Origin of the sequence: Dyadobacter sp. CECT 9275, assembly GCF_907164905.1 — a bacterium.
GTDB lineage: Bacteria > Bacteroidota > Bacteroidia > Cytophagales > Spirosomataceae > Dyadobacter > Dyadobacter helix.
Genome location: NZ_CAJRAF010000002.1, coordinates 3438280 through 3454753, shown reverse-complemented (window position 1 = coordinate 3454753; position 16474 = coordinate 3438280). Strand labels below are relative to the sequence as shown.

The window sequence follows — 16474 nt, the reverse complement described above, 5'->3', positions numbered from 1 at the left end:
TATTCCATTCCATTGGCAAAACGAATTCTTCAACCGATTCTTTCTCTTTTCAGTCCCGGCAGTACTGAGGATAAGAAATTTAAAGAATCCATTGCCCACGTCATCGGAGATCGTCCATCCAATCTTGGGGTGTATCAACTGGCGTTCCGGCATACTTCGGCTTCAAGGGAAACGGCTATCAAAGGTTTCAGGGAATCTAACGAGCGCCTGGAATACCTTGGAGATGCTGTATTGGGGATGGTGGTGGCTGAATTTCTTTTTACCAAGTACCCCTATAAGGACGAAGGTTTCCTGACCGAAATACGTTCCCGCATCGTCAACCGGGAATCGCTGAACCAGATTTCCCGCAAACTGGGGCTGGATCATCTCATTGAATACGATGGTAACCGAAGGGGAATGTCTCCGCGCTCGTCGATGTATGGCGACGCACTCGAAGCTTTTGTAGGGGCCATTTACCTGGACAAAGGTTTCAGGTTTACCCGCACTTTTATTATCAGCAAACTGCTCACGCATTACGATCTGGACAATATTATCCAGAACAACATCAACTTCAAGAGCCTTATCATTGAATGGGCACAGCGTGAAGGGAAAGAAATCCGTTTTGAGATACTGGAAGAACGCGGTACCCGCCATCACCGCGAGTTTATTTCACAGATACTCGTCAATGACGAGCCTTTTGCAACCGGAAACGGTTTCACCAAGAAAAAAGCGGAGCAGTCGGCTTCTGAGCAGGCTTGTGCGCTTCTCGAATTAAAATAACAATTAAATTTTCATCCTGGTCCTGATTTCGGCAAGTTTCTCTTCATAGGACGCGCCCACAGGGATACTGCTTCCTTCAAGGAATATTTCCTGCCGGGTTATCTTTTCTATGTGGTCCAAAGAAATAATGTAAGACCGGTGAATTCGCATAAACGAGCTTTCAGGTAGCAATTGGGATACTTCCTGCATAGACAGGCGGCTTAACATTTTTTTATTTTTGAGCACAAAGACTACATAATTCCCTTCAGCTTCAATGTAGACAATCTCACTGAGTAATACTTTCACGTCTTCATATCCGGTTTTTACGAATATGAATTCCTTCGCTTTGCCATCGCGAAGATTCTGGACTTCCAATGCCTTGTTACATGCCTTGGTGAACCGGGCAAGTGAAAATGGCTTTAAAAGGTAATCCAGAGCATCCAGCTCAAAGCCTTGTACGGCGTATTCCGAATACGCAGTGGTAAAAATAACCATCGGTACTTTGGGAAGGCTGTTCACAAATTCGATTCCGGAAATATCGGGCATTTTGATATCCAGGAAAATGAGATCTACCTTGTTTTTCTGCAGGTACGGTATCGCTTCAAATGCATTGGTAAAACAGGATTTCAGGTCAAGGAAAGGAACCTTTGCTGCATGGAGCCGAACCACGTCCAGTGCGTTCGGTTCGTCGTCAATTGCAATGGCGTTCAGGTTCATGAATCAGTACGTCAGGGTAAGTGAGATAAAAAAATCCCGTTCGGATTCCTGGACTGCCAGTGCATACCTACCAGGATATACCAGCTCCAGACGTTGGCGGACATTATCAAGGCCTATGCCTCCAACGCTTTTTTCGGTATTTAATCCCTGAAATTTATGCAATGAATTATGAACCTTAAAAAAAAGTTTTTCCCTGTCCAGCGTTAAGGTTATGTAAATCCAGGAAGGATACTGGAAGCTGATCCCGTGTTTGAAAGCATTCTCCACAAAGGGATTCAGTAGCATAGGGGCTACGTATATTTCCTGTTCCGTATCCTGCAGGTGAACCTTTACCTCAATTTGCTGGCTCCTGTCCAAACGCATATTCTGTATGTCAATATAGTTATGCAAATAGGCTATTTCCTGTTGCAGCGGAATCCTGTCCCGGTTATTTTCATCCAGCATGAATCGCATGATATCCCCCAGTTTCTGAATTCCTTCTGCGGTTTGTGAACTGTTTTCTTTTAAAGCCGTTGCGTACAAGCTATTGAGCGCGTTAAATAAAAAATGAGGATTGATCTGAGAACGGAGCTGTGCCAGTTCGGCTGATTTTACTGATACCTGAGCTTTTAGCTTACTACTTTCCACTTGCCGTTTTCGCCTGCCAATCGCAATCCCGGCAGGGAAAATCAGGAGAGAAGCGGGCACCCATATCAATGAGGGAGACATACGTGTGCTGATGCGGGCCCTGATGCCCAGGAACAGCATTGAAGCAATAAACACCAAAAAGAGATAGGTACTGACCTGAGTCCGGAACCTGGTGAGCATGAAATCACCGGGCAGGGCAAAGTGGATGTGCCGGAAATAATATTCTTGCAAAATATACAGAAACAGGAGTACCAGGGCAATTGCCAGTACAACCCGGGAGTCGTTGGCGCGCAGCAGGAAAGGAACCAGCCGGGTACTCACCATCGCAGCAAATGCGAAGGAGCCAAGCAGCAGCATGAGGAAGTAGTTCAGGGTTTTGCCATGAGGCTCCTCTTCCAGTCTTTCATAGAGCTTATAGTAACCCTGCGCCATTACTTCATAAATGCAAATGAGGGTGAAAAAGGCAATGGAATCGGATATTACGAACAACTTCCGGAAATGCGTTACGTCTTTCAGTCCAACGATGTTGGCCCGTGCATCTTGTCTGAAATCGATCTCTATGGTATTCAGCAGGATAAAAGCGCCGGAAGCAAGCAGCCCGCCTATAACGGTCAGTAAGGTAAATTCAAATACGCCGAATGGCTCCTTTGTGATTTTTGGAAACAGCAGGTAATGAAAGAGATACCAGGCGGTCAGGCACAGCACTCCTGCTGCAATCACCGGTAAGTTATGATTAAGCGTGTGGTCGTAATGAGATAGGGCCTTGAGAATTGTGGGTACACTTACGCCACTGCCAATGGCCGCTCTGACCTTGATGTCAAAATCAAGGGCATCGTAGAGCAGACTTTTAATGATGTAGCCCACCGAAGCGGTGATTACAAGCATCCATTCAAATTTTCGGATCAGCGAGGTTTTTGTCATGAGCTTTTATTTTTGATCAAAGCTAAAACACTCAGGTACCGGGCGGCTGAAAATGTTGTGAACACTCCAAAAAATGTTGTGAACAGGCTATCCTTGGCTTAATGAAACATGATGTCTGACAGTTACAGGTAAAAAAGCGACAAAATGACACAAATATGGAGCAAAAAGCAAACAATGCGCCATTTTGTCTGTAATTTTTTGAGCTGGGCGGCCTGGGAATAAAAGTTGTTATACTGAAAGCATACCGGACTGGTACAAAACATTAATCTAAAAAACACAAAATATAAAAACCATGAGCACTTTAGTTAAAACCCATTTCGCAACACCTTCTTATTTGAACGGTTTTTTTGGTAAGGATTTATTGCAAGAATTTAATACGCCCGCATTCTCGGGAAGTGTTCCTGCAGTTAATGTTGTGGAAAATAAAGAAGGATTTAAAATAGAGTTGGCAGCACCGGGTCTTCAGAAAACTGATTTCAAGCTTAATCTGGTGAAAGATCAGCTGACGATTTCTGCGCATAAAGAGCAGAAAGAAGAAGAGAACAATGAAAGGTACACCCGTCGGGAATTCAAATATTCTTCCTTCCAGAGGACTTTCACTTTACCCAATACTGTGGATGGTGAAAAAATAGTTGCCAACTATTCTGACGGCGTTCTGAGTATTGTTTTGCCCAAAAGGGAGGAAGCAAAGGAAAAGCCTGCGCGTGAAATTGAAGTTGCCTGATCAACCGAAAATTCCGAAGGGCGTTATTTTAGGTGATAACGCCCTTTTTTATGCCCATCGGCCAACGCATTGTTTTATGATGACTAAATATTAATTTTATGACCCTGTTTTTGGCATGTTCTTTGAACTGATATCTTTGTTAAATTATGTTAAAACGGCACAAGGCCGGGAATAAATCAGAAGGTTGTTAGCGTTATCCATTCATAAAAATTTAAACCCCAAAGGATAGATATGAAAACAAATTGGAAAGCTTTGGTGTTTGTTGGGCTGCTTTCAAGTGCAACAACGCTCGCGGGCTTTAAATTACTTAGTAACGACAGTGAGAAGGATGTGATATTTAAAGAGGCGCAGTCGGAATCACTCGCACGCTTTACTTCAACAGGCACGCCTGCAGGAGCTCCTGGTGATTTTGTGTATGCTGCAGAAGCCACTACCCCCACGGTGGTGCACATTAAGTCAACCATGTCACGTCAGTCATCATCCAGAGAACAGCAGATTCCCGATATTTTCCGTGATTTTTTTGGTGATGGTTTCGGAGGCGGTGGTGGACGTAGTGCACAGCCAGCTGAGGCAACCGGTTCAGGGGTAATTATTTCTCCTGACGGGTATATCGTTACCAACAACCACGTGGTTGAAGGAGCACAGGAACTTGAAGTTACCCTGCATAATAAAGCCAAGCTTCGTGCCAAAGTAATAGGAACGGATCCTTCTACGGACATAGCCGTGATTAAAATTGAATCCAAGGATCTTCCAGCCGTTACCATTGGAAATTCTGATGCAGTAAAAGTAGGAGAGTGGGTAGTTGCTGTGGGTAATCCATTCAATCTGGAATCAACTGTAACAGCAGGTATTGTAAGTGCTAAAGGCCGTGGTTTGGGAATTATCGGATCCAGCAGAAGATATGGTAATAACGCCACACCAGCCTCCCTGGCAAGCGTAGATTCTCCATTGGAATCGTTCATCCAAACGGATGCCGTGGTCAATCCCGGTAACAGCGGTGGTGCTCTGGTGAACCTGAAGGGTGAATTGATCGGGATCAACACCGCCATTGCTAGTCCCACGGGAAGTTTTGCAGGTTATGCTTTTGCGGTTCCTTCCAGCATTGTTAAGAAGGTATCCAGCGACCTGATCAAGTTCGGTAATGTACAACGTGGTTACCTGGGTATTTCCCTCGACGATCTGGATAGCAGAAAAGCTGAAGAGTACGGCGTGAAAGTTAATGATGGGGTGTACGTACGTGATTTTACTGATAACAGTGCGGCCAAAGCCGGCGGCGTTGAAAAAGGGGACGTGATCGTAAAAGTGGATGGTCTGAGAATCAATTCCATCCCGGAATTACAGCAATCCATAGGTTTGCATAAGCCTGGCGATAAGGTGAATCTGACGGTGAATCGTGATGGCAAAGAGAAAGACATAACCGTGACGCTCAGAAACCGTACTGGAGGATCAGATATCATAAAAAGAGACGAGTCTGCCGCAGTACTTAGTTCTTTGGGAGCACAATTCGGAAACCTTACCGATGGCGAAAAACAGAAACTGGCTAAATTCAAACATGAGGGCGGCGTGAAGGTACTTTCTGTGGAAGGCGGAAAACTGGCCCGTACCGGTGTAGAGGAAGGATTTATTGTTACCAAAGTGAATGGCAAAGCGGTGCGTTCTGTAAAAGAATTTGAAAGCGCGCTGGCCGGAAAAGAGGATTCCATGGTACAGTTTGAAGGATTGTATCCGGATGCTCCCTACGATGTATATTCCTTCGGATTCCGATTGTAGGATTTTTGAAAAGCAATGATTACAAAAAAACCCGGGTGTTTAAGCCTGGGTTTTTTTGTTGCTTGTCTCCGAAATAAGGAATTACATCATAAATTTGAGCTTAATTACCTCTTTTTCAGATAAGAATCTCCATTTTCCACGGGGCAGATCTTTCTTATTTAATCCTGCAAATACAGTTCTGTCAAGTTTTTGTACCTCATAACCCAGATGTTCAAACATACGACGTACAATTCTGTTACGTCCGCTGTGAATTTCCAGGCCTACCACCATTGCATCCGGTGTTACGATACCAACTTCATCAGGATGAATGAAACCGTCTTCCAGTTCTAGCCCATGCTGAAGTAATTCAAAATCCTCATTGGTAATGGGTTTATCCAGCTCTGCCTGATATATTTTTTTGATACCACTCGACGGATGTGTCAGTTTCTCAGCAAGTTCCCCGTCATTGGTCAGCAACAGCAAGCCCGTGGTATTTCTGTCCAGGCGGCCCACAGGATAAACTCTTTCCTGGCAGGCTCCTTCAATAAGGTCCAATACCGTTTTGCGTTCTTCCGGATCGTCCGTTGTAGTGATATAATCCTTTGGTTTATTGATGAGGATGTATACCATTTTCTCTGGATTCAAGGCACGTTTGCCGTACTTTACCACGTCCGATAACTGCACTTTATAACCCATTTCGGTAACGGTTTTTCCATTTACCGAAATCTGACCCGAAGAAATCAGATCATCTGCTTCACGTCTCGAACATATCCCGGCGTTGGCAATGTAGCGGTTCAGCCTGATGTAGTCCGATTTCTCCTGCTTTTGCTGCTTACCTCCGTTTTTTTTTTCGTAATCGCTCAGGTTGTAACGCGGAGCATTTTCAAACCTTCCGACGCGCCTTTCTGTACCAGAGATTTTACCCTCTCTTTTACCGGCAGACTCTTCCCTCGCCGGGCGGTCTTCTCTCGATGAGGTTCTTTCAAATGGTTTTTCGAAACGCTTCTCTGCATCGTTTCTCCTGAACTCAGGTTTTCCATAGGCCGGTCTGTCCTCTCTTGCTCTGAAAGGTTTGTCGGCACCCTCTTGTCTATCGGTATAGTCCTTCCTGTCAGTATCTCTGCTTTTATCAAATGAAGGCTTGCCGTATGGTTTTTTATCTCCGAAAGATGGTTTGGAACGATCTCTTGCTTCAAAAGAGGATTTTCCGAATTTTCTGGTTGTAGAGCCATCGTATGCCGGGCGATCACCGTTTTCGGTATCTCTTTTTGGCCTGAAGCTGCGCGTATCATCCGATTTTTCAAAAGAACGGAATGGCTTGTCCCTGTCGGGTCTGTCGAAGCTCCGGCCTTCGGAATAAGGCTTTGCGTGGCCTGTTTTTCCGTAACGCTTCGGTTTGTCTTCTCCCTGTCTTGGGAACGAGTTCCAGTCTCCCTCTTTACGGGTGCCAGGTTTCCTGGCTGGCCTTTCGGGAGCCGGAGCTGCATTTGAGGTTCTCAGACTGGATTTTTTAATGGATGGCTTGCTGAAACGGCTTTCAACTTCCCACTTCGGAGCATCTCCGCTTCTTTTTCTGAAGGAACTCTGGTTGCCCGCAGCCGGGCGGGATGCCTTGGCATCTCTGGGGGTGTTAATTCTTTTTCTCATCAGGAATGCAGTATCACTACTGGATTTTTTTCCTCTTAACAAATGATGTGCGTAATTGGATTAGTGGATGCAGGATGTTTATGTTTGTATTGCCACTAAAACATTTGAACGGACGTATCTGATCATCAGAGTACTACGTGTAACATTAGTTTTAAAATGCAAAGGTAGCGTAATTTTTCGTCAAATAATTCAGCTTTATTTTATCCGAAAAATTGTATCCGCTCGTTTATAAATACTATTGGAGAAAGCCAATATTTAAATACATTTTTCGTTTAGTTGCCTTCAACCCTTTTTGAGCAGAATATGTCAACGGAAATTCAGTTACAACCGTTATGGAAGCCGGGCCGCAGTTTATTGGAACAGTCCAATCTGAAGAAGTATATGGACTGGCTTTTTGTAAAAAAGGGCCTTTATTTTCGTTCATATCATGATTTGTGGGAATGGTCGGTAACTGACCTGGAGGATTTCTGGGAAAGCCTCTGGCAGTACTTCAATATTAAGTCACACGATTTATACCTCGAAGTTATACAGCGTCCACAAACGGGAATGATCGGTACACGGTGGTTTTCCCGGTCCAAGCTTAATTATGCCGAACATATTTTCCGCAACAAAACAAAGGAGAGGCCCGCTCTGATGTTCCAGTCGGAGAAAACCGAACTGGAAAAAATCTCCTGGGAAACCCTGGAAGCACAGGTTGCGGCCGTGTCGGCCTGGCTGAGGCAAAAGGGAATAAAACCGGGAGACCGCGTGGCGGCTGTTCTGCCCAATAGCCCGCAGGCTGTCATTGCATTTCTGGCAACCAATGCAGTTGGGGCCGTATGGTCTTCCTGTTCGCCGGACTTTGGGCTGGCAGGTATTGTTGACAGATTTCGTCAGATCGAACCGAAGGTACTTTTTCTGAGTGACGGGTATTCTTATAACGGCAAGATATATGACGCGTCATTAATCCATCACGAATTATCCGCTGCGCTTACTTCTCTTAGGGACATCGTTCAGGTATCCTATATTGGTGGCCAGCTCAAGCCGGAAAGGACCACTTCCTGGGAAGATATCCTTCATTTGCCTAATCAGGGGATTGATTTTGAAGCTGTTCCGTTTGACCACCCGATATGGATACTATACTCGTCGGGTACCACGGGCAAACCCAAAGCCATTACCCACAGCGTTGGAGGCTGTTTGCTGGAACACTTGAAGTCGCTGTCGCTGCACCAGAATGTGAAGCCGGGCGACCGGTATTTCTGGAATTCCACAACGGGATGGATGATGTGGAATTATGCACTTGGATCGTTGTTGTGCGGAACCACGCTGGTACTCTATGACGGCGCACCCATGTACCCTTCTTCGCAGGTACTGTGGACGCTGGCCGAAACAGCAAAGATTACGCATTTTGGCAATGGCGCAGCGTATTACATCGCATGCATGAAGGCTGGCGTAAGTATTGCGTCTGAACGACTTAAAAGTCTGGAAACGATCGGATCCACGGGCTCACCGCTTACCCCCGAAGCTTTTCAGTGGATTTATAAATATGTTAAAAAGGATGTCTGGCTTATTTCTCTGAGCGGCGGTACCGATGTGTGCAGCGCATTTGTGGGAGGGTGTCCCATATTACCCGTTTACCCGGGAGAGATCCAGTGCCGGACGCTGGGATGCAAGGTGGAAGCTTTTGACGAAAACGGGAAACCGGTGCTGGATGAGTTGGGGGAAATGGTAATTACACAACCCATGCCGTCCATGCCCATTTATTTTTGGGGAGATGAGACTAACGAACGTTATGAAAACAGTTATTTTGATACTTATCCCAAGGTATGGCGGCATGGCGACTGGATTAAAATTACCAGCCGCAACTCGGTCATTATTTATGGCCGTTCGGACGCTACGCTCAACCGCGGAGGGGTGAGAATAGGAACGGCGGAAATTTATAATGCCGTTGAAAGTTTTCCTGAAGTGAAAGACAGCCTGGCGGTATACCTGGAAAAATCGGATGGAGGAGGGACTATCTCCCTGTTTGTGGTGCTGACCAAAGATAAGGTACTGGACGACGATCTGAAAGCACGTATAAAAGATGCGCTGCGTACCGGATACAGCCCACGTCACGTACCGGATACCATCGAGCAGGTGAAAGATATCCCCTATACCATCAGCGGGAAAAAAATGGAAGCACCGATCAAAAAAATACTGATGGGCATGGACCCGGCAAAATACATCAATACCGAAACCATGCGGAATCCGGAATCGTTGAAGGAGTTTTTGTGAAGAGGGGGTGTATGTTAAAAGCCACCTTACCGCAATTATTTTATCTTATACTTTAATCCAAATTTGGATCGTTTGTGTATATTTAATATCAGACACAACGAAAATTGCCGGTTATGCGTTATTCCCCAAACCGATAAAACATTTCCGGGCCTGGTTATAAAACAGACAGATACATGAATCAAGAAAGTCCTGAGCGGCACATCCGTAATTCGAAGGGCACCATACGTTTGCCGATTATTGTCAGTATTACCCTTGTGGCAGGGATGCTCATTGGCAGTACGTTTTTCAGCGGAGGGAAAAAGCTGACGGACGTAGCAAAAGGTTATGCCAAGTTCAGGGAGGTGCTGATGCTGGTAGAAAATAATTATGTGGATTCTGTCAATACCGAGGAACTGGTCGATTATTCGATCACCAAAATGCTGGAAAAGCTGGATCCGCATACTGCTTATTTCAATTCGGAAGAGGCAACTGCAGCGCGCTCACAGCTGGAATCGGGTTTTGACGGGATAGGAGTTGAATTTAATATTTACAATGATACCGTATACGTGGTCACGCCACTGAGCGGGGGGCCCTCTGAGGCAGCAGGAATATTGAGCGGCGACAGGATCATGTCTGTCAACAAAGAGCCGTTGTCGGGCCCTGGTGTTACCAATGCTCAGGTATACAAGCTGCTGCGGGGTAAACGGGGCACCAAGGTTGAAATCACGATTGAACGCGTGGGCCTGGCCGATAAGATGGATTTTGCAGTAGTGCGTGACCGCATCCCGACCTATTCGGTAGATGCGGCCTATATGGTAGATAGCGAGGTGGGATATATCAAGGTCAGCCGTTTTTCCGAGACTACGTTTGATGAGTTTAAAACCGCGCTGAAAACACTGAAAGCAGATGGCCTCAAAAAGCTGATTCTGGACCTGCGCGGAAATCCGGGCGGATATATGGAGCGCGCTACCAGCATGGCCGATGAATTTATTTCAGGGGATAAGCTCCTGGTTTATACAGAAGGAAAAGACAGCCGGTTTGACCGTAAAACACGCTCGCATGTAGACGGCAATTTTGAAAAGGGGCCGGTTATTGTACTGGTGGATGAAGGCAGTGCCTCTGCTTCGGAAATCCTGGCAGGTGCTTTGCAGGATCATGACCGGGCGCTGATCGTTGGACGGAGATCTTATGGCAAAGGCTTGGTACAAATGCCGGTCAAACTTTCGGATGGCTCTGAACTGCGCCTTACTATTTCAAGATATTACACGCCGAGCGGTCGCAGTATTCAAAAGCCTTATGAACTGGGCAAGGGAGATGATTACAGCCAGGATCTGTCGCACAGATATGAAAGCGGAGAGCTTTTTAATGCGGATAGTATCAAATTTGATAAAACCAAGGAATATAAAACCGACGGAGGGCGGATCGTATATGGCGGTGGAGGCATCACGCCGGATGTGTTTGTTCCCAGGGATACCACGCTGAACAGTAAGTACCTGGTGGAGCTTTACTCCAAAAACATTATCCGGGAATATGCCTTAAGGTATGCCAATGAAAATCAGAAAAAACTGGAAAAACAGACATTTGACGAGTACCTGAATTCATTCCAGATATCTGATGCCATGCTATCAGAACTGGTAAAGGATGCTACAAGAGCAGGTATCCGGCTCAATGAAAAGGAACTGAACCATTCTAAACCGGTTATTCAGTCGCAGACAAAAGCCATTATCGGAAGGTATGTATGGGGCAGGAAGCAAAAAGGTGGCCTGAATAACGAGGTATACCGCGTGTTAAATCCAACAGACAATGTGTACCAGCGGGCAGTATTACTTTTTGGAAAGGCTTCCGAACTTGAAGAAGGGAATTTCAGTAGTTTGAACACAAGGAAATAGGCTCGTTAAAATAAATAGACTGATATTTGCAGGTACACAGGCAGAGACCGTTTTGTAACAGTCCTGCTTGTGTACCTTTTGTTTGTAACCGTTGAAAAATTGTCACAATGTCAAGAATAGCATTAATAACCGGAGCAACTTCCGGAATTGGGAAGGCAACCGCTGAGGCATTTGCCGGCGCTGGGATTGATCTCATACTTTGCGGTCGCCGCCAGGAAAGGCTCGACGAGGTATCAAAAGGGTTGTCTTCGAAAGTGAAGGTTACCACGCTTTTATTCGATGTACGGGACAAAGGGGCCGTTATGGCTATGGTGGGTTCCCTTCCGGATGAGTGGAAAAACATTGATATCCTGGTCAATAATGCCGGGAATGCGCATGGGCTGGGTACCATTGATGAAGGGGATACAGACGACTGGGATGCGATGATCGATGGGAATGTAAAGGGCTTGTTGTATGTTTCGAAAGCGGTAATTCCGCTGATGCTGGAAATCGGGAAAGGCCACATCGTTAATATCAGTTCAATCGCCGGGAAACAAACGTATGTCAACGGGGCGGTATATTGTGCGTCCAAAGCGGCGGTGGAGGTATTAAGTGAAGGAATGCGGCTGGAACTCACACAGCATGGTATCAAAGTTACCAATGTAGCCCCAGGAGCCGTTGAAACTGAGTTTTCACTGGTCAGGTTTAAGGGAGATGAAGACCGAGCCGAAAAAGTTTACCAGGGTTTTGAGCCGCTTAAGCCGGAGGATATTGCTGATGCGATCCTGTACGCCATTAACGCTCCGGCACGGGTGACCGTAGCCGATATCACCTTGCTGGCAGGGGCTCAGTCGGCTGCTACTACGATCTACAGAAAATAGGGGTGTGAAAACCGGTTTTGTTTAATCAGCCGGTTTTTATTACTTTTGAATCATCAGATGATATGATGTTTTAAGATGATCAGAAGATTAAGCCTTGCCGACGAGGTAGCCAGCCGCTTGCGGCAAAAGATATTGGACGGAGAGTTTTCGGTAGGAGAGAAGCTTCCCACAGAACCGGAATTGATGAAACTTTTCGGTGTCGGCAGATCAACGATACGCGAGGCCATACGGAATTTATCGAATATCAAGCTGGTAAGGGTTCAGCAGGGGCTGGGGACTTTTGTGGAAAAAAGTGAAATACCATCGGAATCCCTCTCGGACAGATTATTGCGGGCAAAGGGTATTGAGCTCAATGAGGTGCGCCAGCTTATTGAACTTAAAATTGCCCAGAACGCCGCCATCAACAGATCGGAAGCAGATTTGGCAAAAATGAAAGGGTATCTGGAAGACAGACGAATCATGGCCATGGCGAATATCCCTGACAAATGTATCCAGGCCGATATTTCTTTTCATTTGAGCATTGCAGAAGCCGCCAAAAGTGACATCCTGCTCGATCTGTACAAGACCATAGCCAGTCACCTCCAGAGTTATTTCCGCGAAATTTATTTTGATACCGAAGGTTTCATCACCACACAGGACTGGCATGAGTCTCTTTGGGAAAGTATCCATGACTGTGACCCGCAAAAAGCCTGGGAATGGGCCGCAAAAATTACCGGTCAACCGGTTTCACATTTAAAGATTTAAAACAGTATAAATTCTCTTTTCATTTTGCCGCAATATTATGAAAGCAACCGGTGAAGTATCTCAGGTTTCAGCAACAGAATCAGCCAACGATACCGTATTTTCTATCCTCATCGCTCTGAGTTTTTCACATTTATTAAACGATACCCTTCAATCCCTGATACCCTCCATTTATCCGATGGTGAAGGATTCGTTCCATCTCAGTTTTTCGCAGATCGGGCTTATAACTTTTACCTTCCAGGTAAGTGCTTCCTTATTACAGCCTTTGGTGGGATTATATACCGACAAAAAGCCTCAGCCTTATGCCCTCGCAGTAGGAATGTGTTTTACCATGATCGGGCTCATTGCACTGTCTATGGCCAATAGTTTTTATATGATTTTATGGTCGGTTGGCCTTATAGGCGTTGGTTCGGCGGTTTTTCATCCGGAGGCTTCCCGAGTGGCGCGCATGGCATCCGGAGGCAGGCATGGCATGGCACAGTCGCTATTTCAGGTGGGTGGAAATGCAGGAAGTTCGCTGGGCCCGTTGCTGGCCGCACTGATCCTGCTACCCTTTGGAAGGTTTCAGATCATCTGGTTTTCCCTTGTGGCACTTGTTGCTATTTATATTCTTGGGCGGGTCGGTAATTGGTACAAGGCTAACATAAACCGCGTGAAGCGGAAAGTAAATACCAGCGATACTACGGTGAAGATCATTCCGAAAAGCCGCATGGTTATTTCTATAGGGATATTGCTTTTGCTCATATTTTCTAAATATATCTATATGGCTAGTCTGGGCAGCTATTTTACGTTTTATCTGATCGATAAATTCGGGGTATCCATCCAGAACTCGCAGATATATTTATTCGCATTTTTATTTTCGGTGGCGGCAGGTACCTTCGCGGGTGGGCCGGTGGGTGACCGTATCGGCAGAAAGTATGTGATCTGGATCTCCATCCTGGGTACTGCTCCGTTTGCGCTCGCGCTTCCGTATGTAAACCTTTTCTGGACAGGAGTCTTGAGCTGCCTCATTGGTCTGATCCTTTCGTCCGCTTTTTCAGCGATCCTCGTTTATGCGCAGGAACTTATTCCTGGAAAAGTAGGTATGATTGCGGGATTATTCTTTGGTTTTGCCTTTGGCATAGCGGGTATTGGCTCCGCCATTTTAGGAAGTCTGGCAGATAATACCAGCATTGAATATGTCTTTCAGGTCTGCTCCTTCCTGCCGCTAATTGGGCTACTCACCGGATTTTTGCCCAATCTGGAAAGAAAAGTGAAAACGGCCTGACCAGCCTCCGTGAATGGAGGTTGACGGTTGAGTGATTTTGCACCAAGGCAGACTTAAAATAATGGGCAGCAATGGCTATCGGGCAGTGATGCTCGTTATTCAATTCTCAGGATCAGGTTCGGATCGGGACAGATGCTTCGATAGTAATCCTGGTCCTGAACGCTGCATACTCCCGGAAAGTCGCCTTCGTAATTTCCAATGTCTGTAATCACCTGGAAGTGAAGATGCGGCGGCCAATCGCCGTTTTCGGGAAAGTTTCCTATTTCAGCTATTTTTTCTCCCGCGCCAAAAAGTTTTCCGGTATATAATCCATCTACGGAATCAAGCGACAAATGTCCGTACAAGGTATAGAAACTGACGCCATTTAAATGATGCCGCAGGATGATTGTAGGGCCATAATCGCCATACTGATCATTAAAAGCATAACTGTGCACAATACCTTTTAAGGGTGTATATACCGGTTCACCGGCCTTGGCCCAGATGTCTACGCCCAAATGAATGCTTCTGGCGGCTTTTTGTTTTCCGAAATGCTCCCGGTTGCGGTAAATTACACGGTTTTCAAGATACCCGCCAATGCCTATATAGGTGCCGTCTCCGAGTAATTCCTTGTGTACATAGTCCGAGAAATCCCGGGTTGCTGTCAGGTTACGGGATGCCAAATCGGTATTGGATGCAGAAAAATCCAGCTTTTTGTAGGGTTTCCGGTTTACAATTACGCCGGGAAAGCCAGGATATTTTTGGAGTACATCAATAATTTGCGACATTTAATGGGATGGGTAAAGCCTTGCGGAATTAAAAGTAATTTTGCCCGCAGGGAAATTGATATATTGTTTCGGGGTCATTCGTTAAGAGATGTTAGGATTCCTGTTGCAAAAATAAGTCAGGTTTCACAGCATCCGGGAGATTATGGATGAATGGTTGCAACGGTTAATGATGCGATAATAGCATCACAGGTTGCAGCAAGGATAGAAAAATAATTTTTCGGGAAGTTACCGGCCCAGTAAATGTGCTAGTACTCCTTCTTTGAGGGCAAAAGTAGAAACCTGAATGGCAGGTATGTTGTAACTTTTCAGTACATAGTCCACCAGGCAAACGGCTACCACAATCATGTCTACCCTTAATTCTATCATCCCCGGAATGGCCAGGCGCTCCTCATGATTTCCGCTGAGAATCAGAGCATAGGAGCGGTAAAACTCTTCCAGAGACAAGTTGAAATCCGTTTGTTCCGCGGGTGGCCATGCGCCGGTACGGTGCTGAAAATCCAGATCCACCAGGGTATCGAAAGTGCCGGACGAACCAACCAGTTTCACAGGGGCATACTGATGAACGGCATTGGCCAGCGGGATAAGGTTTTCTTCAAAATAGTTGTAGAGTCTTTTTCTGTCAGAATCCGATAGAGGATCATTACGCATAAATTTCTCCAGCATCCTCTGACCTCCAATTTCAAAACTCTGCTTCCAAAAGATGGCGGTATCATTCCCGATGATAAATTCCACACTGCCGCCGCCTATGTCCATAATCAGGCAGGGGTCATTTCCAAGTTTTGCGCCGTAGCGTACTCCCTTATAAATGTACCCGGCTTCCTGGTCGCCATCGATTACGGTTATTTTAATATTGGTAACATCCTCTATGGTCCGGCAGAAATCGTCCTTATTGCTGGCATTTCTGATGGCGCTGGTGCCAAAGGCAAAGGTATGGGTAGGGAATACGTTGTGTTCGTCCAGTTTTTCCCGAAAAAACGAAAGAACCGATAAGGCACGTTCAACGGCGTCTTCTGTAATGACCCTTTTAGTAATACCACCCATTCCGATGCGTGCGGGACGGCTTTCATGGCAAATATTCCGGATATGATCACCTTGCTTTTCAACGATCAACAGGTGAAAAGTGTTTGTTCCAAGATCAATAATACCCCAGCGGGAATCCATAAACAGGTCTTATTTAGTAACCGGAGTTCTTAATGCGTCACAAGATGCAAAAATATCCTAATTTTTAAAGATTATTTCTTGATTTTCTGATTGATATATATTTTCTTTGCAGTCCGATTTCAGAAACCAATTCAAAGAACATTATATTTTATAAGCATGCTTATTATTAACATCAAAGACAACGAATCGATCGACCGCGCGTTGAAGCGTTACAAAAAGAAATTTGAAAGAACTGGAACTATGCGTCAGCTTCGTGCGCGTACAGCTTTCGAAAAACCATCTGTAAAGCGTCGTTTCGAAGTTTTGCGTGCGGTATATAAAGAAAAAACTTACGGTCACCTGGAAGACTAGTTCTTAGGAATTGTTTTCTGTGATTTTGTGGGAAGGATTATTATATCCTTTTCAGTCGGAAAAAGAGTTGTCTTGAATAAGACAAC

The 16474-nt window shown here is 45.6% G+C and carries 14 protein-coding genes; 9 read left to right on the top strand and 5 right to left on the bottom strand.

Going from position 1 to position 16474, the window contains the following annotated elements; all coding sequences use genetic code 11:
* Nucleotides 1-12: 12 nt before the first annotated feature.
* Entirely contained in the window at nucleotides 13-759 is a 747-nt protein-coding gene (gene rnc, locus KOE27_RS22045; protein WP_215240946.1) for a ribonuclease III, read from the top strand.
* Nucleotides 760-762: 3 nt separating this feature from the next.
* On the opposite strand, the gene KOE27_RS22040 is transcribed toward rnc, so the two are convergent.
* Together KOE27_RS22040 and KOE27_RS22035 are read right to left on the bottom strand one after the other, a co-directional pair.
* Nucleotides 763-1455, bottom strand: a complete 693-nt coding sequence (locus tag KOE27_RS22040; protein ID WP_215240945.1) for a LytR/AlgR family response regulator transcription factor — start codon at nucleotides 1453-1455, stop codon at nucleotides 763-765.
* A gap of 3 nt (nucleotides 1456-1458) precedes the next feature.
* Complete coding sequence (locus KOE27_RS22035) at nucleotides 1459-3003, bottom strand: sensor histidine kinase (protein WP_215240944.1); 1545 nt, start codon at nucleotides 3001-3003, stop codon at nucleotides 1459-1461.
* A 292-nt stretch (nucleotides 3004-3295) separates the two neighbouring features.
* Here KOE27_RS22035 and KOE27_RS22030 point away from each other — a divergent pair, with 292 nt between their 5' ends.
* Nucleotides 3296-3727 (top strand): Hsp20/alpha crystallin family protein, encoded by a 432-nt coding sequence (locus KOE27_RS22030; protein ID WP_215240943.1) that lies wholly within the window; start codon nucleotides 3296-3298, stop codon nucleotides 3725-3727.
* A gap of 231 nt (nucleotides 3728-3958) precedes the next feature.
* On the top strand, nucleotides 3959-5497 hold the full coding sequence (locus KOE27_RS22025; protein WP_215240942.1) for a Do family serine endopeptidase: 1539 nt from the start codon (nucleotides 3959-3961) through the stop codon (nucleotides 5495-5497).
* Between the two features lie 81 nt (nucleotides 5498-5578).
* Here the strand turns inward: KOE27_RS22025 and KOE27_RS22020 are convergent, their stop codons facing one another.
* A complete protein-coding gene (locus tag KOE27_RS22020; RefSeq protein ID WP_215240941.1) occupies nucleotides 5579-7123 on the bottom strand; it encodes a pseudouridine synthase in 1545 nt (514 codons plus the stop codon).
* Between the two features lie 303 nt (nucleotides 7124-7426).
* On the opposite strand from KOE27_RS22020, the gene KOE27_RS22015 reads away from it, so the two are divergent.
* The 5 genes from KOE27_RS22015 (at nucleotide 7427) to KOE27_RS21995 (ending at nucleotide 14112) form a co-directional block, all read left to right on the top strand.
* Nucleotides 7427-9376 carry an acetoacetate--CoA ligase gene (locus KOE27_RS22015; protein ID WP_215240940.1) on the top strand — a complete coding sequence of 650 codons (1950 nt, stop codon included), beginning with the start codon at nucleotides 7427-7429 and terminating at the stop codon, nucleotides 9374-9376.
* 173 nt (nucleotides 9377-9549) lie between these two features.
* Entirely contained in the window at nucleotides 9550-11244 is a 1695-nt protein-coding gene (locus tag KOE27_RS22010; protein ID WP_215240939.1) for a S41 family peptidase, read from the top strand.
* 107 nt (nucleotides 11245-11351) lie between these two features.
* The gene (locus tag KOE27_RS22005) at nucleotides 11352-12104 is read left to right on the top strand and encodes an SDR family NAD(P)-dependent oxidoreductase (protein WP_215240938.1); all 753 of its coding nucleotides are present in this window, start codon (nucleotides 11352-11354) and stop codon (nucleotides 12102-12104) included.
* Nucleotides 12105-12179: 75 nt separating this feature from the next.
* The gene (locus tag KOE27_RS22000) at nucleotides 12180-12848 is read left to right on the top strand and encodes a FadR/GntR family transcriptional regulator (RefSeq protein ID WP_215240937.1); all 669 of its coding nucleotides are present in this window, start codon (nucleotides 12180-12182) and stop codon (nucleotides 12846-12848) included.
* A gap of 37 nt (nucleotides 12849-12885) precedes the next feature.
* Nucleotides 12886-14112, top strand: coding sequence for an MFS transporter (locus KOE27_RS21995; RefSeq protein ID WP_215240936.1), 1227 nt, complete (start codon nucleotides 12886-12888; stop codon nucleotides 14110-14112).
* Nucleotides 14113-14207: 95 nt separating this feature from the next.
* Here the strand turns inward: KOE27_RS21995 and KOE27_RS21990 are convergent, their stop codons facing one another.
* A complete protein-coding gene (locus KOE27_RS21990; RefSeq protein ID WP_215240935.1) occupies nucleotides 14208-14876 on the bottom strand; it encodes a peptidoglycan DD-metalloendopeptidase family protein in 669 nt (222 codons plus the stop codon).
* A 225-nt stretch (nucleotides 14877-15101) separates the two neighbouring features.
* Complete coding sequence (locus tag KOE27_RS21985) at nucleotides 15102-16037, bottom strand: Ppx/GppA phosphatase family protein (protein ID WP_215240934.1); 936 nt, start codon at nucleotides 16035-16037, stop codon at nucleotides 15102-15104.
* 156 nt (nucleotides 16038-16193) lie between these two features.
* Between KOE27_RS21985 and rpsU the strand changes: the two genes are divergently transcribed.
* A complete protein-coding gene (rpsU, locus tag KOE27_RS21980; protein ID WP_090154901.1) occupies nucleotides 16194-16388 on the top strand; it encodes a 30S ribosomal protein S21 in 195 nt (64 codons plus the stop codon).
* The last annotated feature ends 86 nt before the right edge of the window (nucleotides 16389-16474 follow it).